Consider the following 23,465-nt stretch of genomic DNA (forward strand, 5'->3'; position numbering starts at 1 on the left):
TTAGCACGGCGAAATCTTTTTTTTATTTCACTTTTGTTTTCCGGATCATTTTATAGAGTAGTTTCGGTGACATACGGGAAACCATCACGCCTAATTTTTCTTTAGTACCGCCCACTACAATATATTCCTGTCCTTGCATTAATGCCTTAACTGACTGTTCTGCAAAAACATCGGCTTCTAGCCCATTTTCGATTGCTTCATCTTGATGGCCTTGAGGTTGCCCTGCACCATTTAGTGCATTAAACGAAACATTAGTTTTTACAAAGCCCGGGAAAATAACCGAAACTTCAACGCCCTGATCGGCAACCTCGGCACGTAAACTGTTGGCCCACATGTGAATAGCAGCTTTAGCAGCCGAATAACTGGCACGGTACTGCGTACCTAAAAGCCCTGCTACACTAGAGACAAATACGACTCGGCCAGACTTTTGTTTTAGCATGGTCGGTAATACGGTTTTAGTTAAAGCGACTTGTGAAAAATAATCGACTTCCATAATGGCGCGTTCTGTTGCCATTGTGGTGTCTTGAATAAGAGCACGTTGACTTAAACCCGCATTATTAATAAGCCAGTCAATTCGTCCTTTTGCTTTTAAAATCTGCTCATAAGCCTCTTGAACTTGCTCTTGATTGGTAATGTCTGCAACTACCGACAAGTGCTGATCCGGATGGAGTAAACCAACGCGAACTTCTTCTAACTCTTCAAAGCGACGCGAAGTTAAAATCACTTGAGCACCTTGCAAAGCAAACTCACCAGCTAAAGCTTTACCTAAACCGGAAGAGGCTCCCGTAATCCACACCACTTTATTTTGCAAAGTATCAAGTTTGGCCATTTTAACTTCCTATTATCTTTTTAAATTATGCTGCTTGATGCATGAAGGCCAAAAAGTGGTTGATATAGTGAGTTGCTGTGGTCTGATCAACCTGCGTCCCCAATTTTTCCAAACGTTTATAGCCCAAATGCGTTGTCATATTAATGACCCCATTTAGGGTTTTATCGACAACCAAATTAAATTTTAAACGTTTTTTAGGTTCACGTACTAGGCTTGTTACACCTAAATCCACAATTTGAATCAAGGTCTGAAAAGCTTTTTCTACGCTTTGCATATTGCCCTCACGTATTTGTTCCGTCAGCGTTTGGGCCTGTTGTACAAGTTGAGGTGTGATCGGGTATGTAATATAAACCTCTTGCTCACGTTCTTTCATGAGTGAGGTCATATAATCAACTAAAGGTAAAAGTCTTTCATTACCGAAAAAAGAGACTGACCAAGGCATATATTTTCGGAAAGTATCTAAAATTTGCTGAAGAACTTTCTCGGACTCATACCGCTGTTTTTGAGTCATAGTAGAGTTGTCTTGCTCATCCTTTAACAATACAGAGAAAACTTGCTCAATAATTTCACAAGACAAATCGGAAAGAACGTCCCCCAATACTTTCGACTGGCTTTCTCTTACCCCAGCATGTAATTTCTCTCGAATTGAAGCAAATTGGGTATAGGTTGAATCGGAAATCTTTAAAAAAACTTTGTAACTCATATGTCGCATCCCTTTTCAATTCTTTTGTAATTTTTCTGCCGTGCCGCTACACGATTAAATTGTGATCCATGCTTCATAAATCTACCGTTTTTTGAAAAAAATACAAAACCGTTTATCTGTTTTCAGCACATTAATTTCGAGGCAATTTTTTGCTACAATAGATGCAATTTTTTATGCATATTCGATCTAAGCTACTATGACTGACGCTCAAACCGCTCAAAATATTGCCACCACCTACGATCCAACCGAGATCGAAAAGAAGTGGTACAAAACGTGGGAAGAACAAGGTTACTTCAAACCTTCTGGTCACGGTGAATCATTCTGTATCATGATTCCACCACCAAACGTCACTGGTAGTTTGCACATGGGCCATGGCTTTAACAATGCCATTATGGATGCCCTCACCCGTTATAACCGTATGATGGGTAAAAACACTTTGTGGCAACCGGGTACCGACCATGCTGGTATTGCAACTCAAATGGTTGTTGAGCGTCAACTTGGCTTACAAGGTATCACTCGTCACGATTTAGGCCGTGAAAAATTCATCGAAAAAGTTTGGGAATGGAAAGAGCAATCTGGCGGCACAATTACCAAACAAATTCGTCGTTTAGGTTCGTCTGTAGACTGGTCACGTGAACGCTTCACGATGGATGAAGGTTTATCAAACGCAGTGAAAGAAGTATTCGTTCGATTGCACGAAGACGGTTTAATTTACCGCGGTAAGCGTCTTGTAAACTGGGACCCTAAACTTCAAACTGCGCTTTCTGACCTTGAAGTAGAAAGCAAAGAAGAAAAAGGCTCACTTTGGCACTTTAAATATTTCTTTGAAGATAAATCAGTTAAAACTCAAGATGGCAAAGACTATCTCGTAGTTGCAACGACTCGTCCTGAAACTTTACTTGGTGATACTGCTGTTGCTGTTCACCCTGAAGATGAGCGTTATGCACACCTTGTTGGTAAAAATATTGTATTGCCAATCACTGGTCGTTTAATTCCGATCGTTGCCGACGACTATGTTGAAAAAGACTTCGGTACAGGCTGTGTGAAAATCACTCCTGCTCACGACTTTAACGACTACGAGTTAGGTAAACGCAATAGCTTGCCAATCATTAATATCTTCAACAAAAACGCCGAAGTTTTAGGTGAGTTTGAATATATTGCCAAAGCTGGTGAACAAATTTCTAAAACTATTACTGCCCCTGCAGATTATGCTGGTTTAGAGCGCTTTGAAGCACGTAAAAAATTAGTTGCTCAAGCGGAAGCTGAAGGCTGGTTAGACCAAATCCAACCGTATGACTTAAAAGCGCCACGCGGTGACCGTTCAGGCGTGATTATTGAGCCATTATTGACAGATCAATGGTACGTAAAAATTGCACCGCTTGCCGAGCCTGCAATTGAAGCGGTTCAAGATGGTCGTATTAAGTTTGTGCCAGAGCAGTACAGCAACATGTACATGGCGTGGATGCGTGATATTCAAGACTGGTGTATTTCACGTCAGCTTTGGTGGGGTCACCGTATTCCAGCTTGGTACGATGCTGATGGCAACATCTATGTTGGCCGTAGCGAAGAAGAAGTTCGCGCGAAAAATAACATCGTGGCTGATGTTGAGCTTAAACAAGACGAAGACGTACTTGATACATGGTTCTCATCTGCACTTTGGACATTCTCAACGCTAGGCTGGCCAGAACAAACGCCTGAACTCAAAACTTTCCACCCGACTGACGTGTTGGTGACTGGTTTTGACATTATCTTCTTCTGGGTTGCCCGTATGATCATGATGACCATGCACTTTATGAAGAATGAAGATGGTTCATCTCAAATTCCATTTAAGACGGTTTACGTTCACGGCTTGGTACGGGATGGTGAAGGTCAGAAAATGTCGAAGTCTAAAGGTAACGTTCTTGACCCATTAGACTTGATTGACGGTATTGATTTAGAAAGCTTAGTCGCAAAACGTACGACTGGCCTCATGAACCCGAAAGATGCTGCGAAGATTGAAAAATCAACGCGTAAAGAATTCCCAGAAGGCATTAATGCTTACGGTACTGACGCAGTTCGTTTCACGTTCTGTGCCCTTGCAAACACTGGTCGTGACATCAAGTTCGACTTAAAACGTGTTGAAGGTTACCGTAACTTCTGTAACAAAATCTGGAACGCAACTCGTTTCGTTCTGATGAATGTTGAAGGCCAAACTGTTGGTACCGACGCTCGCCCTGATCTATGGGAACTTCCAGAACAATGGATTATCAGCCGTCTGCAAAAAGCTGAAGCTGCTGTACACCAAGCGTTTGCAACTTACCGTTTAGACCTTGCTGCTCAAGCGATTTATGACTTTATCTGGAATGAATACTGCGACTGGTACGTTGAGTTAACTAAACCAGTTCTGAACGATGCGGAAGTTTCAGAAGAACGTAAAGCTGAAGTACGCCGTGTATTGCTTGCGGTCATGGAAGCATCATTACGTTTGGCTCATCCATTAATGCCATATTTGACAGAAGAAATCTGGCAAACACTTGCACCAATGCTTGGTCAAGGCGGCCCAACAATTATGACTGCTCAATATCCTATTCCTGAGCAAGCAAAAATCAATGAACAAGCTGAAGCAGATATGCAATGGCTTCAAGGTTTGATTGGTGCGGTACGTAACATTCGCGGTGAAATGGGCTTAGGTAATGCGCGTTTATTGCCAGTATTACTTCAAAACATTTCTGATGCTGAACGTGAGCAAATTACTCGTATTGAAGCGTTGTTCAAAGCATTGGCTAAAGTTGAAAGTATTGAGTTCTTAGGTAAAGACCAAGAACCACCGCTTTCTTCTTCAAGTGTTGTAGGTCATGCATCGGTATTTGTACCAATGAAAGGCTTAATTGACCCTAAAGCTGAGCTTGGCCGTTTGCAAAAAGACTTGGATAAAATCCAAAAGCAACACGATCAAATTGCAAATAAACTAGCAAATGAAGGCTTTGTATCTAAAGCACCAGCAGCGGTTGTTGAAGGTGAAAAAGCGAAGCTTGCTGAGTTTGCTGCTCAGTTAGATAAAGTTAAAGCGAATATGGAGCAAATTGCTGCGCTATAAGCTTTTTTAGTTGAATAAACCCAGAATCTGTGCAAACAGGTTCTGGGTTTTTCTATATTTAAAAATTAATTTTTTTGTAGAATCAGCATATGGAGATGCCATGATTTTATGCAACCATTCAATAAAGGTAAATTTTCATTCATTTCTTTATGAAACAATAAATTAAACTCATATAAAAATAAGTCGGCTATATCTTTATAAGTAAAACCTATAAATTTTTTAGGTTCTCTAATAACCCATTCATCTTGAGTTCCCAATAAATCAACTACCAGAATTCCGCCTTCAGGAAGTGCATTTGTCATTCGTTTAATTACACTATAAAAATAACTTGGGTTACAAAAGAATAGACTTGATGATGCAATAATTAAGCTTGCAGGTGGAAAATTAAAGTCTTCAAAAGATTCATGATAGAAAATAAATTTAGAGTCATCTTTAAATCTATCAGTACAGACTTTTTGCGCATCAATTGAAATATCAAAAGCATGAACATTAAATCCCTTTGAGAGTAGATAAGCAGATTCATTGCCAGCGCCACAGCCACAATCGATAGCAACTAAAGGTAAGTTAGGAAAATAACCTAAAGCCTTCTCTAAAATAGGTCTATGTTTAAGTTCTTTTGATAATTGAATAAATTTTTCATTCATAAATCCGATCTTTTAATTTTTATAATTTCCACACTATATTTTATAAAAAATCCAATCTCAACGATTTCCTATTTCAGAATTTATACCTTATCAAATCATCGGTAGTCTCATGGCTGCACATAAAACCTAGAAACTGATTAAAGCACCCCATGCCCCAATAACATCTCCACCCCACTTACCTTTTTCATATGCTTTAAACGTTCCTTTTCCCACTTCAACTGCTGCTTTAGCTCAGCACAATCAGCATCTACAGCTTTATAGACATCACTAATATGTACATGCTCTGCTTTCACATTCTTTGCTAATTGAAAAGAATCTAAAATCTCAGCAATTTGGCTTTCAAGCTGCTGACTTTGTGCATCCAAAGCCAGTTTATAAAACCGTAACTGCTCCGCAGATAATTCTTTAGCACCTAGCCCTTTATTCTGTTCAAGCTGTAACTGGAGTTTGAGTAAATAAAACAAATCCTGCTTTTCATAGGCCTGACTTGCTTGTTGGAACAACTCAGTTTTTTCTTCTTTTTTGGTTTCATCTTGCTCACGGTCTGGGTGAATCATTGCGGCAATTTTTAAATAAACTGTTTTGAGTGACTGAGCTGCCATTTGCTCAGCTTGTTCACGTTTTTGTTGCTGTCTTTGCTGTTTAGCTTGTTCCCGCGCTTGTTGTTGCTCAGCCGCATATCGTTCAAAGTCTTCTTCTAACTCTGCACGTTGATCAACGCTTTCTTCATATTCAGATTTTATTGGCTGAACTTTTTTATTCTTTTTTACCGATTCTCTCGCATGTTGCTGATAAAAGTTATCGATCTGTTTTACTAACTCCAACTGTTCAGCAGATAACATTTTTGAGCGCTTCAACATTTGTGCAAGCTGGGCAATTTTTTCATCGATTTGTTGTATATCCGCTTTAGAAAACTCATGGCTATGCAATATATTCCAAAGTTGCTCTAACTGCTGAAATAGCACTATATGTAAATCATTATACACAGGCATCAGTTTTTGGCGTATGTGCTGTTGAATCTCAGCTTGTGCATTTTGCCATGTGCTCAGGCTAACTTTTTGCTGTTCTATTTTATCAATCAGGCGATTCAGTTTTTTCTGCTGTGCAGACGGCTCAGACCTTTGCTGCAAGCTCACTTTGAGATCAAAGGACATACTTCATTCACCTGAAAAAGAAAAAAGTGTAGCAATAATCAGATGAGGAAGGTAGCCAACATTCTTTAAGTGTTAAAAAGCCTAAAATTTATATCTTAAGAAATCCACCAAATGACCAGTGGTAAAGTCACGGCAGCACATAAAGTTTGAAAGCTAATCACGGCTGCCATAAGTTGACTATCACCACCCAAAACTTTGGTTAAAATGTATGAAGCAGAAGCAGTCGGTAGTGCAAAGAAAATGACTAAAATTTGTGTTTGCAAACTTGGTAAATCAAACCACATGCAGACCATATAAGCCAAAGCAGGCACAGCTAAAAGTCGAGCAAACGTGTCTGCTGCCAATACCACAATGTCTTTTTTAATTTGCATAAACTGTAAAGCTGCGCCAACACATAACAACCCTAGTGGCAAACTCGACACTGAAAAAAGCTTAATAAACTGAGTAAAGCCTTCCCAAATAGGAATATGAAGCGCATTGACTGCGGCTCCAACCACACATGATGCAATCAACGGGTTTTTAAGGAGTGCAATCAAAACAGGTTTAATTGCCATGTGTTCTTTAGAGGTTAGAGCAAGCACCGAAATAACATTCACAAGCGGAATGCAAAGCGCCAATAAAATTGCCAGAATTGCCATTCCTTCACTTTTAAAAAGCGAAGTGACTAAAGCCAAACCAATATAGGTATTAAAGCGAACCATACTTTGTACATGCACACCAAAACGTGCGGGTGGTATGTGCCAAAACATTCGAAGTATGTATAAAAAAGCGGTCACTGCTAAAACCACAATTAACATCGCAATAATGGCTGTACTCAAGCTTTGTAAATCAATTTTTGCAGTCGAGAGCGTACTAAAAAGCAAAGCGGGGAATAAAATATAGTAATTGAGCTTCTCTGCCCCAGCCCAAAACTCATCACTAAAAAAACGATATTTTTTAAATAAGTATCCCGATGCAATTAGTGCAACTAAAGGAAAAAGAGATAAAACAATGCTATTCATTTCTTTTCTCGAGTTTTGTTGGGGCTTGCTAGTTTAGGAACTAGCTTGGCTTACTCATATATTAAAGATAATGAAAACTCATGATAAAATGAGTTTTTACTCATAATAAGTACAATATGACATTTACCCAGCTTGAAATTTTTGCACTCATTGCTGAACTAAAAAGCTTCACTGCTACAGCAGAAAAGCTGGGAATTTCACAATCGGCAGTTTCCCATGCGCTTAAATCATTAGAACAACAATGGGGCATTAACCTGATTTCAAGAACTCAAAGCGATATTGAGCTGACGACGACAGGTCAGCAGTTATTAACCCATGTAAAAGAGCTGTTGAGTATTTCCGATACCTTAGAAAAAGAAGTAGCTGCCATTCATGGTTTAAATGAAGGCACATTACGTATTGGTTCTTTTGGAGCTTCATCCTCTATTTATCTATTGCCTGAAATTTTAGAAGCCTTTCGGCAACGCTACCCTAAAATCGAGATTTATATTGATGAAGGTGAGGATAAAGAAGTGGCTCAATGGTTATTAGAACGGCGCATTGAGGTCGGTTTTTTGATTATGCCAGATGAGCGTTTTGATACATTTCCCTTAATTGAAGATCGTTTTGTGGTCCTAATTCCGAGTGGTTACCCGCTCGTGCAGCAACTCTATATTGATCCAGCACAGTTAGAAAATTGTCCTTTCATTATGACAATGGCGGGTAGTCGACATCAGGTCGAATTAATTTTAAAAAATTTTAATGTCAAACCAGATATCAAATTTTATGTGTCACAAATTTTGAGTATCGTCAGCATGGTTCACAATCAATTAGGGGTGTCCATTGTTTCTGATATGGTCATCACCAAAGAGCTACTCTCGCTTTATCCAAACGTAGTTAAACGCCCATTTAAACCGAACCTTAAACGCTCTATTGGACTCGCGGTCAAAAATAAAAAGCATATGAGTCCCGCTGCGAAAGCTTTTATTGAAGTCGCACAATCGGTTTGGTCAGATCATTAATTGAATATGAGCGAGTCTTTTTAAACTTTGATAACGAACTCTTTCAGGTCAATTTATAAGCACATTAGATGACTTGTAACGTAAAAAGCGCCCTTATTGCCCTATCTTGAAAAAATCAACGCACCATTTATCGCCAAAATCCTCTATTTCAATCCAAATTGGTGCGCTTATTGCATATTCACTTTTATGCAATTGAGTTTGTTTCGACAAACTTAGGTTTTTAGATTCCTTAAATCTATTTTGGTGCAATTTACAGACCCAGATTTGTTCCAAAATGGAATTTAGCACTTTTTTCGAGCATGCTATGCAAAATGTAGATCTATTTTTCTTATTACTTGGTGCAGTTTTGGTTCTTGCCATGCACGCAGGTTTTGCATTCTTGGAACTTGGTACAGTTCGCCACAAAAATCAGGTGAACGCGCTTAGTAAAATTCTGACTGACTTTGCCCTCTCCGCAATCGCATATTTCTTTGTTGGCTACTACATCTCTTATGGCCAGCACTTCTTCCATGATGGTACGGTTTTATCCAATGATCATGGCTATAACCTTATGCGTTGCTTCTTTTTACTCACTTTTGCTGCGGCCATACCTGCCATTATTTCTGGCGGTATTGCAGAACGCGCAAAAATGCGTTCACAAGCGATTGCCACACTCGCATTGGTTGCGCTGGTTTATCCGTTCTTTGAGGGAATGGTCTGGAATGGCAACTACGGTCTGCAAAAGTGGTTAGAAACAACTTTTGGCGCAGCTTTTCATGATTTTGCCGGTTCAGTCGTAGTACATGCTATGGGCGGTTGGATTGCACTTGCTGCTGTCATATTGTTGGGCGCACGTTCTGGCCGTTATAAGAAAGATGGTCGTGTAAGTGCTCACCCACCTTCTTCTATTCCATTTTTGGCACTTGGTTCATGGATTTTGATTGTAGGCTGGTTTGGCTTTAACGTGATGAGTGCTCAGCGTGTTGACGCAATCTCTGGTCTCGTTGCGATTAACTCCCTTATGGCAATGGTCGGCGGAACGATTACAGCAAATGCGATTGGAAAAAATGACCCTGGTTTCTTACACAACGGTCCACTTGCGGGTTTAGTCGCTATTTGCGCAGGTTCTGACATTGTTCATCCAGTCAGTGCTCTTGTGATTGGTGGTGCAGCGGGTGCCATGTTCGTGTATCTATTCACCTATACTCAAAACAAACTCAAAGTTGATGACGTTCTTGGTGTCTGGCCGCTACATGGTGTATGCGGTGCATTTGGTGGTATTGCCGTAGGTATTTTTGGTCAAAAATGGCTAGGTGGTTTAGGCGGCGTATCATTCCTCTCTCAGCTCATCGGTACAGCACTCGCGATTGCCATTGCACTGGCTGGCGGTTTCATTGTTTATGGCATCCTTAAAGCGACCATTGGCATTCGCCTATCTCAAGAAGATGAGTTCCGTGGTGCAGACTTATCTATTCATAAGATCTCAGCAAACTCTGAAGAAGGTATGTTTTAATACTTTCTAAAGTGCTTAAGGCGACGATACTACTCGTCGCTTTTTTATTTTTTATGGAAAATTGAACTTCTTTCACCAGTATAGTTTAAGAGCAATTTAAGGTTAATTTTATGTAATTAGTCACACCTATTGTCGATTGATATTGCATCAGAATGACTAATCAAAAACTTTTTTTCCAAATTAATATTCTCTTTCTTTTTTTCAGTTTTTTTATTCTTCTATTTGTATTTCCAGTCGGTGGGAAGATTGATATGTACCTCATCCAACCTTGGATTGATTCAACAGGTCATTTTTTCAATCGGGACAATTGGTATCTTGAAAGACTTAATCATGAAATTGTAAAACAAATCATCACCGCCGTTTATGTTATCTTTTTTGGTTTATGGCTTGCGTCATTTAAATTAAAAAAATTAAAACCTTATCGCTGGCAATATGGCTATATGTTTTTTGTCAGTATGCTCGGTAGCAGTATAGTTGGCCTAATAAAGTCACAATCTGCTCACGCCTGCCCTTGGAATATGGTTCACCCTAATACTTTAGGAAGCTATATTTGGGACTTTAGCGCTAAACATGGCCATTGTTTTCCAGGCGGTCATGCAAGTGCAGGTTTTATTTTAATGACAGGTTATTTTGTTTATCGTCTTGAACAACCTAAACGTGCTTACTTTTATTTATTCTCCGGTATTTTATTAGGTTTCATGATGGGTTGGGCGCAAATGATGCGAGGAGCACATTTCCTAAGCCATAACTTATGGACAGGCTGGGTCGTTTGGGCAATAAATATTTTATTTTATGCGATTTGTATTCATCGTTTTGAGTTCGAAAAACAAGTGAAACAAGAGCTTACGTAATCACGCTCTTGTTTCATGTAAATGTAAGACTTTAGGTAATTTCACTAATACAGAAAGACCGCCAAGCTCTAAGCTCTTATCGAGAGTTAAAGTCCCACCAAGCCTTTGAGTTGCACGATCTACAATAGATAAACCAAGGCCGCTTCCCACCTCAAGATGGTGATGCACGCGATAAAAACGCTTAAGGACTTTATCGTAATTTTCAGGGTCTATTCCTGCACCGCTATCTTCAATTTGAATACATGCGTAGTGATCTGGATCGGTATAAACTGAAATATTAATAACACCCTGATGCGGGGTGTACTTAATTGCATTATCAATTAAATTAAAAATAATCGAATGTACAGTAGGTTCAATACTATGCATTTCGATGGGTTCATTTCTAACAAAACCTAAATCGATTTCTTTTTGCATAGCCAAGTTAACCAACTGCTCCACACAATTTAATGCCACATCATTGAGTTGAAAATATCCAGTAGGCTCGACCATACTTAAAGTTACATCTTGCTTTGCCAATGCTAAAAGCTGAGTCACCAAATGCTGAATACGTGCCAAACCTTTGCTTAAGTTTTGCAATGATTCATGCTCGGGGAACTGACTTAGCAAAATCTTGGTTTGTAAGTTCAATGCAGTCACAGGTGTTCGTAGTTCATGAGCAGCATCGGCAATAAATTGCTTCTGTTCATTTTGAGCTTTAGAAATTCGCTCAAAATACGGTTCATTTCGTCAATAGTAGGTAAAAGCTCTTGAGGATAATCATGTACTTCAATTGGAGTGAGTTCTTCGGAATCGCGTTCTTTTAACTCATTTTTAAAATCATCTATTGGTTTTAAACCACGACGAATAATGGCTGCTAAAGCAAATATTGCAAAAGGTAAAATAATTAAATACGGAATAAACATACTGCCCGCAAGCTCCCAAGCGAAAGCTTCACGAACCCTCTCTTGCTGACTGACCTGAATCTGGTAATCCTTCAAAGGTAAAACATAAGTTCTGACTATACCTTGAGCGGTTTTATGAGAATAAAATCCCGCTTGCTCAACAGGTGGAACCAGCAAATGTAAATGATGAGACAAATGGGCCTGATCCTTATAAGCCCAAATATCGATAAACAGATCTTCTTCGTGGTAAGTTTTATGAAAATCGAACTTACTGCTTACAGTTTTTAAAGGGTGCTCAGCTGTTCTTTCCGCTAAATACTTCATTTGAGTATCTAGAATTTCATCGACTTCTTGAAGTGCAACCTTATAAGCACTAAAAATTAAAATACAACCTAAGATGACACTGAAAATTGAGGTGCCCCAAATCAGTCGTTTTTTTAATGAATAATGCACTTTTATGAAGTCCCGAAATTTTAAATTATGATTGCCCCAAACGGTAGCCCAGTCCTCGGATGGTTCGGATAAAATCTTTACCCAGCTTCGCTCTTAAATGGTGAACATATACTTCAATAGTATTACTGGTCACATCACTATCAAAATCATATAACTTATCTTCTAAGTTGGCTTTAGAAAAGATTTTATTTGGGTGAGTCATAAGTGGAATTAAGATTGCCCATTCACGATTTGATAAATCAATGCGTTGGCCTTTAAACGTCGCAATATGCTGTTCAACATTTAAAACCAGATCACCACTTTCTAATAGTTGATCTTGACTCGCAAGTTGAGCTTCTACTCCACTACGGCGTAGTAATGCATGAATACGGGCAAGCAACTCATCAAACTCATAAGGTTTAATTAAATAATCATCTGCACCCAAATTTAAACCATCGACACGGTTTTGTAATTGATCTCGAGCAGAAATAATTAATACTGGTGTTGCTGCTCTTTGACGGATCTGCTTTAAAACTTGCATACCATCCATCATAGGCAATCCTAAATCCAAAAGAATAAGATCAAATTTAGTCTTCGCCAATTGAGCCAAACCATCTAAACCGTTATTGACCCATTCCACCTCAAATTGATGATATTGCAGCAACGTGATCGTTGATTCTGCAATCATAAAATCATCTTCAATCATCAAGATTTTTGTCATGTTCTAGGCTCGCTTTAGTTTACATGGGCACAAGAGTGCAACATGTCCAGTTGAGGGTTGATGACCTGAGTTTTTACATCCAGTAAACTTAACAAACTTGGGAATAAATTATCCTGACTTAAATTTTGTTTAGTTTGTTGGCTTAAACAATTCACTTGAGCAAGATTATGTTGTTTCCAACTTTCAGAGAACCACATAATCATTGGTACATGTGTTTGTTGGCTCGGTGCGATTGCATAAGGTGAACCATGTAAATATAAACCATGTTCTCCTGTTGATTCGCCATGATCAGATAAATACCATAAACCTGTCTGATATTTTGATATTTCTTTTAGAGTATTAATCATTTGGCTTAATACATGGTCTGTATATACGATTGTATTATCATAACTATTTAGCAATTCGGTTTGCGAACAGCCCTGTATCGCATTCGTATCACAAGTCGGTTTAAAGGGTTGATATGCTTCAGGCGCACGCTTGTAATATGCAGGTCCATGACTACCCACCTGATGCAAAACAATCAAACGTGGGCGATCATCATCTTTGGCAATAGTAGCCAAATACTGCTTTAAGCTGTCAATGAGAATGTCATCATAACATTCGCCATCTTTACACCATTTTTTCTTTAAGTTTTCAGGAATCTGGTATTGCTCAACGCGATCACATGCACCTTTACAACCCGAGTTATTATCAATCCAAGTCACTTGGTAACCCGCACGTTTTGCAATATCTAGTAAACCTTCGCGGTGACTGGCTAATTGCTCATCATAATCTACACGTGGCATACCCGAGAACATACATGGCACAGAAACCGCTGTTGCCGTACCGCATGAGCTCACTTGAGAGAAATTGAAAATATCTTGTTTAGAAAGCTCCGGATTCGTATTTTTTGCATATCCATTTAGAGAGAAACTTTCGGCACGCGCCGTTTCACCTACAACAAGTATCATTAACTTAGGGAGGTTTTTGTGGACGCGCTGAACTTGATGAGCATCTTGTCCATATATCACAAGAGGCAGATTTTTCTTCGGAGCCTTCTTATGATAGTAAGACATAAGCGATGAAATACTATTTTGCGGTGAAATCATCCCTTTTAAATCACGATGCTCACGAAATATTGCAGCAAAATCGACATAGTAAGTAAAAAGTAAAACACCAACCACAGCAAATGAAGCTACCAGTGAAAATACTTTCTTCAATAACAACCGTGATACTTTTTCTTGTTTAAATTTAACCTGAGTAATTAAAAAAATGGGTAAAATAACAAAAAAAACTGTCCATAAAACAAAGCGTAAAGAGATTAAATCGGTAACTTCCGACACATCGGTCTGCACCATATTTTGAATTTGGTCGGGTGAAATAATGACACCCAATGTATTTACAAAATAAGAGCTAAAACCACCAATAAATATCAATAGAATTGCAAAGATTTTGGCAGTCCATTTCCAATTTAAGATTTGTAAAACCGCATAATAGGTAGCAACAAGAATGACGAGAGTAGCCGCTAAAAACAAAATAGCCTTTACTCCAAAATATGGAGTTAAAGTATGAACTTGATGATAAAAACCAATATTTAAAATTGCACCTAGCCAAATGGCTATAATGAGATTAAACATAAACAGGGAAATCTGTTTATTTCTTAAAGTTGAAAAAAAATTCAGCATCGTGAGTGACTACAATCTTTTTATGATGCTTTAATGTAGAAATTGAAACTTAAAAATGACTTAAATAAAAAATGATCTAATTCAAAGGCCTTAATACATCATTTTTTTTTAAATTTAACAAATAAAAAGACGAGGTTAAGTTTAACCTCGTCTTTTCTATTTTTAGCTAAAAATCGTTCTTAGAAACTATATTTAGCCATTAAACCAACACGGTTATCTTTGTAAGACTTACCAGCAAAGGTATCACGCTTACCGTTTACATACTCAACACCTAAATCAATTGGTTTAACTGGCGTATAGATAAAGTTAATCCACGCTTGTTGAACTTTTTCATTTGCTGATGCATTTAATCTTGCATAATCAGTGCCATCATCAGAGAACTGAGCACCATACGCTAAAGTAGAACGTAAGTTAGGCAGAATTTTATAAGTTCCACCCACTTGTACTGCTACAAATTCATTTTGCTCAATAGAATTCCCATCTACTGCGTAAGGAGAGTTACTACCATACAAGTAACTATTATCACCCACAACATATGATGCATCAGCAAAGAGTTTTAAAGGATCAGACACTTTAAAGTCAGTACCAACTGCAACGCCCCAACCAGTTTTATCATCATCAGCAAGTTGTGATTTATAATTTTCTACAAGAACACGAGCTGAAGCAGAACCTCTGCCTTCTGCATAGCCTTGAGTGATTTTAGCAGTTAATGCTGGTAGGCTATACTTAATACTATCACCTGTTACCGAAGTAGTACTATCACCTTTTTCAGCAGAAACAAATAATTGTGTAGTTGGGCCTAACTTGTAGTTATAACGTACTTGAGGTACACGTTTAGTACCACCACCAATGTTTGTCGAGAAGTCGATCATTTCTGGTGCATGGTTAGATAAGAAGTTTGAAGTCGTTTGACCAAACAACCAGTTGTTATAAGTTAAATAAGCATGGCGAATACGCAATGAACCATTTGAATCTGTGGTTGAACCAGCAAAGTCGACTTCGATTTTACCACCAACTTTGTCGTCTCCAACAGGTGTATTAAAATCTAAACCTAGGCGTGTTGTTTTAGCAGTCGCACGTAATTTATCATGTGTTTTACCGTCTGACTTACTTACATCACCAAAGTCGTTATCTGCACCTTCAATAATATAGTTAGCATCGCCACGAACAAAACCATAAAGGTTCACATCAGCGCCAGCTTTAGACTTAAATCCTGCTAATGGAGAAGCAGGTGCTGCCACAGGTTGAGGTTGCGCTTTTACTTCAGCTAACTGTACTTGCTGTTGCTGCTGTACTTGTTGCTGTTGTTGCTGTACTTGACGTTGTTCTTGAACTAATGCTTTTAATGCTTCAACTTCTTGACGAAGCTTTCGAATTTCCTCTTTATCAGAAGTTGCCGCATTTGCCCCACTCATCATTAAAGCTGTTACTGTAATAGCTAAACTTTTAACAACAAACGATTTACGATTAAGGAATAGATCCATCAAAGACTCCTAAAAATATATTTTATGCTGCCTGTCCATGCCAAGTTGACTCGTGTGACCATTAAGCACTAAAGAATCAACCATCCTCCAAATTTGATTGCATTAATTTTATTACCGCAATCAAAACCAATTTTAACGCTGGGTAAGATTAAAAATTCCGGTCCAAAAGAATCAGCATTTACTTTTTGGTTTACAGAACCTTTACCGTAAGCGTCCGCTGAATCCCATACCTATTTTTTAATTCGATTTAGGTTTCCAGCAGTGCGGCAGTAACTCTTCAATCTGGGTCACTTTATGTGTCGGTAACCTTTTCAGCACATCACTTAAATAGGCATACGGATCCAGCCCATTCAGCTTTGCTGACTGGATTAAAGTCATGATGTTTGCCGCTCGCTGACCACTGCGCAGCGAACCTGCAAACAGCCAGTTCTTGCGCCCCAACGCCCAGGGACGCATCTGATTCTCTACCCAATTGTTGCATATCGGTAGATTGCCATCATCCAGATAGCGGCTTAAGGCTGGCCAACGCTTCAGAGTGTAATTGATGGCCTTGGCGGTGGGAGAACTCGATGGCACTGTCAGATGATGTTGGTTGAGCCATTCATATAGTTGTTGCATCACTGGTTGACTATGCTGTTGTCGGTATTCGCGGCGGTCTTCCGCTGTACCATCGGTCTTTTTCCTGAGTTCTGCTTCTATCGCATACAGTTTCTGAATCAGCACCAATGCCTGTTCAGCGACCTGACTTTTCCCGGTCACATGCAGTTCATGGAATTTACGACGTGCATGGGCCATGCAGCCGACCTCTATGACCTGGCCTGATTTAAAGCGTGCTTTATAACCACTGTAATCATCACAGACTAGATTGCCCTGCCAGCCTTTCAAGAACTCTGCAGCATGCTGGCCTGAACGACTATCCTGAAAGTCATAGATCACCGCCTGAACTGGATTGTACTGTGTGGTGGCATAGGCCCAGACATAACCTTTCTTCGGTTTTTTCTCATTCTCACCCATCCGCATGATGGTGACCGGTGTTTCATCTGCATGCAGCACCCGCTGTTGCAGCACCACCTCTTTTAAGGCATTGGCCAGAGGTTCCAGTTCTACACCGCAGCGACCTATCCAGTCAGATAAAGTTGATCTAGAAAGTTCGATTCCCGCCCGCTGATAGATCAGACGTTGACGGTACAGCGGCAAATGATCGGCATACTTCGATACCAGCACATGGCTGAGCAATTCAGGTGAAGCAATGCCTTTATCAATCACATAGGCGGGCATCGCTTGCTGAGTCAGAGTGTCACACTGATCACAGACCCATTTACCACGCACATGCTGTTCCTTATAGAACTGTGCCGGTCTGAAATGCAGTTTCTCACTGACATCTTCGCCGATACGACGGAGTTGGCATCCACAAGTGCATTGGGTTGATGCAGGTTCATGCTCAATACGGATGGTGTGTAGATGATCTGGCAGTGGTCGACGTTTAGGTTTATTGGTTTTGGCTTTCTGTGTCGCTGCATCGGTTTTATCTGCATTTAATCGTTCTAATTCCAGATCAACAGCAGCAATATCTTCTTCAACCGCTTCATCCCATAGGTGGATTTGTTTTGCCGTTAAGTGTTCATTCTTTTGGGCGAATTTGTGCTTTTTAAACAGCGCCAGTTCATGCTCGTATTTTTGATTGAGAATAGAAAGATGTTGAACTTTGGCATCCAATTGTTGGTTTGATTGTGCTAGAGACTGATGCTGCATCGCCAACTGTCTGGTGAATTCCAGCAGTTGTTCATGGGTCAGTTGGCTTAAGTCAGGCAGCGTATTCATGACCGCAGTATGCCTGAGGTCATGAAGAGAATGAAATAGAACGTTTGGAGGATGGCAGAATGGTCGAGCTTGGTTTAGAGCATATTCACCACTTGCTGCAATCCAATTCTCTGCCAGGGCAAACCTTGGATTAATGCCTGTAACTGTTCCGGGCTGAGGGCCACGGTTTCACCTTGGTGAACTTGAGCCCAGTGAAATTTACCCTGTTCCAAACGCCGGGCACACAGCCAGATGCCCAGTCCATCATGTACCAACACTTTCATACGATGACCACGTTTATTACAGAACAGGTAGGCGCAATGCGGTTTGATGTAGCCAAAGGCTCTCACCACCTGAGCCATGACAGTATCCATTCCTGCTCGCATATCCATGGGCTGGGTAGAGAGCCAAATTTCATTGATACGGATCATGTTGCCAGTGCCTTGAGTAATTCTGCCAAGGCAGGTATTTCTGATGTCTGCCATTTTAGCTGAATATCATTATTCGTATGAGGCACGGTGATACACAACGTGATCCTCTCATCAATAGGTTGGCTGATTGCAGCAGTGTAAGGCAAAGCAATAAATGCTGGATTCACATGAGTAGGATCCTGCACGGCACCCTCATGATGGCTGAAGATCCTGATCCAACGACTGACAAGGTTGGCATTAATACTATGTTGCAGTGCGACCGAAGCGATCGAGGTATTAGGATTTTTACAGGCATTGACAATACTGAGTTTGAATTCTTTGCTGTATGTTCTGCGTTTTTTAGCAACAGGAGGTGTTGCTGAATATATATCCATGTTCATGGATTAAGTCCCCACTTGTTTTTAGGTGGGAACTAAATTAAGGCTTATAGGACCGCTTGGTAAGGCTGTGTTAGCCGGATGCTTACCCTTTACCTTAACTTCATGTTGTAACGAATCCTACACAACTCTCTTATCTTATAGAATGATTAAATCATTATTTCATTATTCTTTTTTAGACTTTAGGCTAATATCCAATCTAAATGAATATTTTTTTGCCAGTCTTATTTGATTCACATGATTTTTCTTGTTATTCGCATCCACTTTTCTCCTTGCAGCTTCCTTTTGCTTTCCAAACAAGATGGCACAATTAATAAGCCATTTAAATAGCCAAAAATATACATTTTTAAAAGATTGGCTAAAAATATAAGTATGATTTTTTAGTGCAGCTTAGTTATATTTAAGTCTCTTTATTTCATCTACTTAATATTATTTTTTATACAGTTTTAGCAGCTTTCCATAAGTAAATAGGAATTAAAAAGAGTACCGCAATACTGACAATAGCTATCAAATAATGGAAATAACCAAGCGTATCTGCAATGACTCCACTAAAGCTGTAAAGACCACCACTGACTGTCGCCATGACTGAAACCTGAAAAGTAAAATCGGTACCCGCATAGTTTTTTCGACTGTAATGCATAACCAAAGTTAACATCACGACCAGTAGCATGGCAGCAAAAGCATCTTCCAGGGCATTTACGGCATAGATAAGCCATGCATTTATTTTTATCTTTTGTTCATAAGCATAAGCCAAATACGCATAGCCCCCTAAACTCATAATTTTTAATATTGAAAAAGTCATTAATGCTGTAGACCTAGAAATATGTTTTAACATCCAGCTAGCACTAAGTGCCCCCAATAAAGCAGCAACAGCCCCAAGCATGGTGATGTAAATACCAATTTGAGTAAAACTTAACCCCATATCCACCATTAAAGGTTTAAGTAATGACCCGGCTAAACCATCTGCAACCTTAAAAGTTATAAGGACGATTAACCAAGAACGAAGTTCCTTATTTTGAGAGAAGTACCCCAAGTAAGCTTTAAGCTTTGTAACTAGACTTGGTTGGCTATATTGATGAGGTGAATGAGAAGTATGAGATGGCTCTTTAAATAGTAAAATAGGTAAGGTATTAATAAAGACTAAAGCGGCTAATAATAGAAAAGTTGGTTGCCATGATAACCAGTCTAGGCACCATAACACGGCTCCCCCGCCTACAATAAAACCAAGTCGTGAACCTACAACCTGAAAAGTATTTCCCCAATGTTGCTGATCGTGTTGCAATAAATTGACCGCTAAAGCATCGGTCGCGATATCTTGAGTTGCGCCTGTTAAGTTCATAAATAACAGCGTAATAAAAAAAATAAAGAGATAAAGAGGCTGATCTAAAATTTGTATAGGGAAAAAAGATAAAATACAAAGTACACCCACCGTCAAAAACTGAGCAGGTAAAATCCAGCTACGATAGTGACCTAAATGCGAGATGGCAAGTCGATCTACCCACGGCGCCCAAAATATTTTGATTGACCAAGGCAACATGAGCAGCCCAAAACCACCAATATGGGCAAGAGACACACCTTGAGCTCTTAATATGACAGGTAATGCATGCGTCATAAAACCTACAGGCAAACCTTGTGCCCAATATAAGGAAAAGAGCAAAAGATAAAGATTTTGCTGTCGGAACATATATACCTACTTTTATTTATTTGTGCGGTAATAACATGAAATACCATGCGTGGTCTTACATTTTGCCAATGAAGCGCAGATTTCAAAAGATTAAGATAAAACAAAGGATGATTTAAAACTTAAAAATATGGAACAACATTTCCCTAATCTACCGTCTCAGGTTCCCCAACGTGGTAATGCTTTAAGTCGAGCATTATTTAAAAAACTCTTTTTGGCACAAGGTTGGACCATAGAAGGTGAAGTTCCCAACTTTCCTAAAGCTGTAGCCATTATTTCTCCACATACCTCCAATATTGATGGTTGGTATGGTTTTCTTGCCATTTTTGGACTCGGTATTCAAATTACGGTGCTAGGTAAAGACAGTTTATTTAAGCCACCTTTTAAACGGGTTTTAGATTGGGCGGGCGTTATTCCTGTAAAACGTGACTCGGCCAATGGTCTGACTGAACAAGTCGTTGCGACTATTCAACAGTATGACAAGATTTGGATTGGAATGGCGCCAGAAGGCACACGTAAGAAAGCAAAAAAAATGAAGAGTGGTTTTTACCATATTGCTGCAAAAGCCAATATTCCTATTGTGATGTTTTCTTTTGATTATGACCGTAAGACTATTCACTGCTTAGGCTATTTAACTCCAAGCGGAAATTATGATGAAGATCTCGCCAAGATTTTTGAATGTTATGAAGGAAAAATATCACCGAAAAATCGTAATTGGCTTGCAGAGCCTTTACAAAATCTTGTGAAAAAAGCCTAGCAAAAATTGAACGAATCTGGTCTGATGGGCCATCTTAATTTATCTTGCCATAGATTGTTTTTCAAAGATGAAAATTGCTCAATTTGTCAGTATCGGATTTATCTCTTTAGCCCTATTCGGCTGTGATAAGTTCAGCAAAACACCAACACCGACCACTTCAGTTAAAGCGCGCGAACCAGTGATCGCACTTGCATTGGGTGGCGGTGGAGCAAAAGGATTTTCACATATTGGTGTTATCAAGGTTTTAGAATCACATGGTATTAAACCGAAAATTGTTACGGGTACAAGTGCCGGTAGCTTCGTAGGCAGTATCTATGCCAGTGGACAAACGCCTTATCAACTCCAAAATCTTGCGCTCAAATTGCAAGAGTCTGATATCCGCGATTTAACACTGAATCGCCAAGGTATTATTCTTGGACAAAAGCTACAGGACTATGTTAACCGTAACGTAGGCAATAAACCGATTGAGAAATTCCCAATTCGTTTTGCAGCGGTAGCAACTCGTCTTGATAATGGCCAAAAAGCAGACTTTATTAAAGGTAATGCAGGACAAGCTGTTCGTGCATCATGCAGTATTCCAAATGTGTTTGTACCAGCAACCATTGGTAAGCAGAAATATGTAGATGGCGGACTGGTTAGCCCAATTCCGGTCAAAACAGCACGTGATATGGGTGCTGATATTGTGATTGCAGTTGACATTTCTGCACGTCCGGCAGGAAACCGACCTGCGAATATGTGGGGATTGCTTGATCAAACCATTAATATTATGGGTCAACAAAGTATTAATGAAGAGTTAAAGCAAGCTAACGTGGTGATTCAGCCTAAAGTTGGGCACTTAGGTACACTCGATTTAAAATCAAGTAATGAAGCTATTTTAGAAGGCGAAAAAGCTGCTCAAGGTCAAATTCGCCAAATTGAAACTGCAATTGCAAACTTCAAAAAATCTCCAGCTGCATTTAAGCCTGCGCCACGTCCTAAATTTTAATTGAGGTGGTTTTTTTCTATCCACACTCTCCATCATCTGCTACAGTGGTAAAAGTGATATGAAATCACTTTTACCCATCATAAAGACATATAAAAGAGCAGATCTATGGAGTTTGTTGTAGAACCTTGGCACTGGTTTGTATTGGGTATCTTACTTATTCTTTCTGAGCTGATTCTCCCTGCCTTTGCCGCTCTCTGGTTTGGTATTGCAGCCATAATGGTTTGCTTTCTCTATTGGTTATTTCCAGATATCAGCCTTACTACTCAAATAGTGCTGTGGATTGTGTTATCGGTGCTATGTACGCTTCTCTGGTTCAAATTTATTAAGCCTTTATCTATTGATAAAACTAAAGCAGGTTTACCTCGAGAAGCGACGATTGGGCAAATTGGTATGGTGATTCAGACCGAACTTGCTCATGACCAAATTATTGTTCGTTTCCCTATGCCTATTTTAGGGGCCGATGAATGGAACTGCCGAAGCACCATCCCTGTTAAGGTCGGTGATCGGGTTCGAGTCATTGATATTTCGGGTAATGACTTAATTGTTCAGCCCCACAGCACTTCATAAACATTAAAGATAAAGAGAGGTTATTTTCATGCCAGTTGGTACTATTATTGTTTTAGCCTTTTTGGCTTTTGTTGCTATTACCATTTTTAAAGGGGTACGTATTGTTCCTCAGGGTTATAAATGGATTGTTCAACGTTTAGGAAAATATCATTCTACGCTTAATCCGGGGCTTAACTTCGTTATTCCTTATATCGATGACGTGGCCTATAAAGTCACTACTAAAGATATTGTGCTTGATATTCCATCACAAGAAGTCATTACCCGTGACAATGCTGTATTACTCATGAATGCCGTGGCGTATATCAATCTGACTACACCTGAAAAAGCGGTGTACGGTATTGAAAACTATACATGGGCCATTCAGAACCTTGTACAGACTTCACTACGTTCAATTGTCGGTGAAATGGATCTAGATGATGCCCTATCTTCACGAGATCACATTAAAGCTAAACTAAAAGCTGCGATTTCTGATGATATTTCAGATTGGGGGATCACCTTAAAAACAGTAGAAATTCAAGATATTCAGCCATCTTCCACCATGCAAGCTGCCATGGAAGCTCAAGCCGCTGCTGAACGTCAACGTCGTGCTACAGTTACCAAAGCTGATGGTGAGAAACAAGCTGCAATTTTAGAAGCAGATGGTCGTTTAGAAGCATCTCGCCGTGATGCCGAAGCGCAGGTTGTTTTAGCAGAAGCTTCTCAAAAAGCGATTGAAATGGTAACAAGTGCCGTAGGTGATAAAGAAATTCCTGTTGCTTACCTGTTAGGTGAACAGTACGTCAAAGCAATGCAAGATATGGCGAAATCAAGCAATGCTAAAACTGTTGTGTTACCTGCCGATGTTTTAAATACCATACGTGGCATTATGGGGAAGCATAATTAATTTAATTGCTTCAAATAAGCCATTGAAATCAAAACGGCGACAATCATGTCG

The 23,465-nt window shown here is 39.5% G+C and carries 20 protein-coding genes and 1 pseudogene; 8 read left to right on the forward strand and 13 right to left on the reverse strand.

Annotated elements, in window-relative coordinates:
- Positions 1–22 precede the first annotated feature (22 nt).
- Both EGS71_RS08975 and EGS71_RS08980 read right to left on the reverse strand, forming a co-directional pair.
- A complete protein-coding gene (locus tag EGS71_RS08975; protein WP_001086059.1) occupies positions 23–829 on the reverse strand; it encodes an SDR family NAD(P)-dependent oxidoreductase in 807 nt (268 codons plus the stop codon).
- 25 nt (positions 830–854) lie between these two features.
- Entirely contained in the window at positions 855–1,532 is a 678-nt protein-coding gene (locus tag EGS71_RS08980) for a hypothetical protein (protein ID WP_000120765.1), read from the reverse strand.
- Positions 1,533–1,728: 196 nt separating this feature from the next.
- Between EGS71_RS08980 and EGS71_RS08985 the strand changes: the two genes are divergently transcribed.
- On the forward strand, positions 1,729–4,608 hold the full coding sequence (locus EGS71_RS08985; RefSeq protein ID WP_000128727.1) for a valine--tRNA ligase: 2,880 nt from the start codon (positions 1,729–1,731) through the stop codon (positions 4,606–4,608).
- A 65-nt stretch (positions 4,609–4,673) separates the two neighbouring features.
- On the opposite strand, the gene EGS71_RS08990 is transcribed toward EGS71_RS08985, so the two are convergent.
- From EGS71_RS08990 to EGS71_RS09000, 3 genes are all read right to left on the reverse strand, one after another.
- Positions 4,674–5,252, reverse strand: a complete 579-nt coding sequence (locus EGS71_RS08990; protein ID WP_001003048.1) for a class I SAM-dependent methyltransferase — start codon at positions 5,250–5,252, stop codon at positions 4,674–4,676.
- Positions 5,253–5,389: 137 nt separating this feature from the next.
- Positions 5,390–6,406 carry a molecular chaperone DnaJ gene (locus EGS71_RS08995; protein ID WP_000006927.1) on the reverse strand — a complete coding sequence of 339 codons (1,017 nt, stop codon included), beginning with the start codon at positions 6,404–6,406 and terminating at the stop codon, positions 5,390–5,392.
- Positions 6,407–6,501: 95 nt separating this feature from the next.
- A complete protein-coding gene (locus EGS71_RS09000; protein WP_001084916.1) occupies positions 6,502–7,407 on the reverse strand; it encodes an AEC family transporter in 906 nt (301 codons plus the stop codon).
- Between the two features lie 116 nt (positions 7,408–7,523).
- Here EGS71_RS09000 and EGS71_RS09005 point away from each other — a divergent pair, with 116 nt between their 5' ends.
- The 3 genes from EGS71_RS09005 (at position 7,524) to EGS71_RS09020 (ending at position 10,751) form a co-directional block, all read left to right on the forward strand.
- Complete coding sequence (locus tag EGS71_RS09005; RefSeq protein ID WP_000144732.1) at positions 7,524–8,408, forward strand: LysR family transcriptional regulator; 885 nt, start codon at positions 7,524–7,526, stop codon at positions 8,406–8,408.
- A 304-nt stretch (positions 8,409–8,712) separates the two neighbouring features.
- On the forward strand, positions 8,713–9,900 hold the full coding sequence (locus tag EGS71_RS09015) for an ammonium transporter (protein WP_002010839.1): 1,188 nt from the start codon (positions 8,713–8,715) through the stop codon (positions 9,898–9,900).
- A 152-nt stretch (positions 9,901–10,052) separates the two neighbouring features.
- On the forward strand, positions 10,053–10,751 hold the full coding sequence (locus tag EGS71_RS09020) for a phosphatase PAP2 family protein (RefSeq protein WP_000184466.1): 699 nt from the start codon (positions 10,053–10,055) through the stop codon (positions 10,749–10,751).
- On the opposite strand, the pseudogene EGS71_RS09025 reads toward EGS71_RS09020, so the two are convergent.
- The 8 genes and pseudogenes from EGS71_RS09025 to EGS71_RS09060 all read right to left on the reverse strand — a co-directional run bounded on the left by EGS71_RS09025 (position 10,752) and on the right by EGS71_RS09060 (position 20,225).
- Positions 10,752–12,085, reverse strand: a pseudogene (locus EGS71_RS09025) (sensor histidine kinase). It lies immediately after the preceding gene.
- 25 nt (positions 12,086–12,110) lie between these two features.
- Positions 12,111–12,785, reverse strand: coding sequence for a response regulator transcription factor (locus tag EGS71_RS09030; RefSeq protein ID WP_000161505.1), 675 nt, complete (start codon positions 12,783–12,785; stop codon positions 12,111–12,113).
- Positions 12,786–12,799: 14 nt separating this feature from the next.
- Complete coding sequence (locus EGS71_RS09035) at positions 12,800–14,449, reverse strand: phosphoethanolamine transferase (protein ID WP_002015859.1); 1,650 nt, start codon at positions 14,447–14,449, stop codon at positions 12,800–12,802.
- Positions 14,450–14,628: 179 nt separating this feature from the next.
- A complete protein-coding gene (locus tag EGS71_RS09040) occupies positions 14,629–15,933 on the reverse strand; it encodes a DcaP family trimeric outer membrane transporter (RefSeq protein WP_000362908.1) in 1,305 nt (434 codons plus the stop codon).
- 237 nt (positions 15,934–16,170) lie between these two features.
- Entirely contained in the window at positions 16,171–17,754 is a 1,584-nt protein-coding gene (locus EGS71_RS09045; protein ID WP_001094424.1) for an IS66-like element ISAba25 family transposase, read from the reverse strand.
- A gap of 74 nt (positions 17,755–17,828) precedes the next feature.
- Positions 17,829–18,164, reverse strand: coding sequence for an IS66 family insertion sequence element accessory protein TnpB (gene tnpB / locus EGS71_RS09050; RefSeq protein WP_000619347.1), 336 nt, complete (start codon positions 18,162–18,164; stop codon positions 17,829–17,831).
- Entirely contained in the window at positions 18,161–18,544 is a 384-nt protein-coding gene (locus EGS71_RS09055; protein WP_001055589.1) for a transposase, read from the reverse strand. Before EGS71_RS09055 ends, tnpB begins: the two co-directional genes overlap by 4 nt.
- A 433-nt stretch (positions 18,545–18,977) precedes the next feature.
- Complete coding sequence (locus EGS71_RS09060) at positions 18,978–20,225, reverse strand: MFS transporter (protein WP_000489717.1); 1,248 nt, start codon at positions 20,223–20,225, stop codon at positions 18,978–18,980.
- A gap of 127 nt (positions 20,226–20,352) precedes the next feature.
- Between EGS71_RS09060 and EGS71_RS09065 the strand changes: the two genes are divergently transcribed.
- The 4 genes from EGS71_RS09065 to EGS71_RS09080 all read left to right on the forward strand — a co-directional run bounded on the left by EGS71_RS09065 (position 20,353) and on the right by EGS71_RS09080 (position 23,414).
- Positions 20,353–20,979: a lysophospholipid acyltransferase family protein gene (locus EGS71_RS09065; protein WP_000434846.1), complete on the forward strand. Its 627-nt coding sequence runs from the start codon at positions 20,353–20,355 to the stop codon at positions 20,977–20,979.
- Positions 20,980–21,046: 67 nt separating this feature from the next.
- A complete protein-coding gene (locus EGS71_RS09070; RefSeq protein WP_000684978.1) occupies positions 21,047–21,964 on the forward strand; it encodes a patatin-like phospholipase family protein in 918 nt (305 codons plus the stop codon).
- Between the two features lie 105 nt (positions 21,965–22,069).
- Positions 22,070–22,531 carry an NfeD family protein gene (locus EGS71_RS09075; RefSeq protein WP_000397558.1) on the forward strand — a complete coding sequence of 154 codons (462 nt, stop codon included), beginning with the start codon at positions 22,070–22,072 and terminating at the stop codon, positions 22,529–22,531.
- A gap of 28 nt (positions 22,532–22,559) precedes the next feature.
- Entirely contained in the window at positions 22,560–23,414 is an 855-nt protein-coding gene (locus EGS71_RS09080) for an SPFH domain-containing protein (RefSeq protein WP_001143937.1), read from the forward strand.
- Positions 23,415–23,465 lie beyond the last annotated feature (51 nt).

Source organism: Acinetobacter sp. FDAARGOS_559 (assembly GCF_003940475.1).
Classification (GTDB): domain Bacteria; phylum Pseudomonadota; class Gammaproteobacteria; order Pseudomonadales; family Moraxellaceae; genus Acinetobacter; species Acinetobacter baumannii.

Excerpts from the sequence above, each read along its gene's own strand:
- EGS71_RS08975 (WP_001086059.1), bottom strand. The coding sequence starts at position 829 with ATGGCCAAACTTGATACTTTGCAAAATAAAGTGGTGTGGATTACGGGA.
- EGS71_RS08980 (WP_000120765.1), bottom strand. The coding sequence starts at position 1,532 with ATGAGTTACAAAGTTTTTTTAAAGATTTCCGATTCAACCTATACCCAA.
- EGS71_RS08985 (WP_000128727.1), top strand. The coding sequence starts at position 1,729 with ATGACTGACGCTCAAACCGCTCAAAATATTGCCACCACCTACGATCCA.
- EGS71_RS08990 (WP_001003048.1), bottom strand. The coding sequence starts at position 5,252 with ATGAATGAAAAATTTATTCAATTATCAAAAGAACTTAAACATAGACCT.
- EGS71_RS08995 (WP_000006927.1), bottom strand. The coding sequence starts at position 6,406 with ATGTCCTTTGATCTCAAAGTGAGCTTGCAGCAAAGGTCTGAGCCGTCT.
- EGS71_RS09000 (WP_001084916.1), bottom strand. The coding sequence starts at position 7,407 with ATGAATAGCATTGTTTTATCTCTTTTTCCTTTAGTTGCACTAATTGCA.
- EGS71_RS09005 (WP_000144732.1), top strand. The coding sequence starts at position 7,524 with ATGACATTTACCCAGCTTGAAATTTTTGCACTCATTGCTGAACTAAAA.
- EGS71_RS09015 (WP_002010839.1), top strand. The coding sequence starts at position 8,713 with ATGCAAAATGTAGATCTATTTTTCTTATTACTTGGTGCAGTTTTGGTT.
- EGS71_RS09020 (WP_000184466.1), top strand. The coding sequence starts at position 10,053 with ATGACTAATCAAAAACTTTTTTTCCAAATTAATATTCTCTTTCTTTTT.
- EGS71_RS09030 (WP_000161505.1), bottom strand. The coding sequence starts at position 12,785 with ATGACAAAAATCTTGATGATTGAAGATGATTTTATGATTGCAGAATCA.
- EGS71_RS09035 (WP_002015859.1), bottom strand. The coding sequence starts at position 14,449 with ATGCTGAATTTTTTTTCAACTTTAAGAAATAAACAGATTTCCCTGTTT.
- EGS71_RS09040 (WP_000362908.1), bottom strand. The coding sequence starts at position 15,933 with ATGGATCTATTCCTTAATCGTAAATCGTTTGTTGTTAAAAGTTTAGCT.
- EGS71_RS09045 (WP_001094424.1), bottom strand. The coding sequence starts at position 17,754 with ATGAATACGCTGCCTGACTTAAGCCAACTGACCCATGAACAACTGCTG.
- tnpB (WP_000619347.1), bottom strand. The coding sequence starts at position 18,164 with ATGATCCGTATCAATGAAATTTGGCTCTCTACCCAGCCCATGGATATG.
- EGS71_RS09055 (WP_001055589.1), bottom strand. The coding sequence starts at position 18,544 with ATGAACATGGATATATATTCAGCAACACCTCCTGTTGCTAAAAAACGC.
- EGS71_RS09060 (WP_000489717.1), bottom strand. The coding sequence starts at position 20,225 with ATGTTCCGACAGCAAAATCTTTATCTTTTGCTCTTTTCCTTATATTGG.
- EGS71_RS09065 (WP_000434846.1), top strand. The coding sequence starts at position 20,353 with ATGGAACAACATTTCCCTAATCTACCGTCTCAGGTTCCCCAACGTGGT.
- EGS71_RS09070 (WP_000684978.1), top strand. The coding sequence starts at position 21,047 with ATGAAAATTGCTCAATTTGTCAGTATCGGATTTATCTCTTTAGCCCTA.
- EGS71_RS09075 (WP_000397558.1), top strand. The coding sequence starts at position 22,070 with ATGGAGTTTGTTGTAGAACCTTGGCACTGGTTTGTATTGGGTATCTTA.
- EGS71_RS09080 (WP_001143937.1), top strand. The coding sequence starts at position 22,560 with ATGCCAGTTGGTACTATTATTGTTTTAGCCTTTTTGGCTTTTGTTGCT.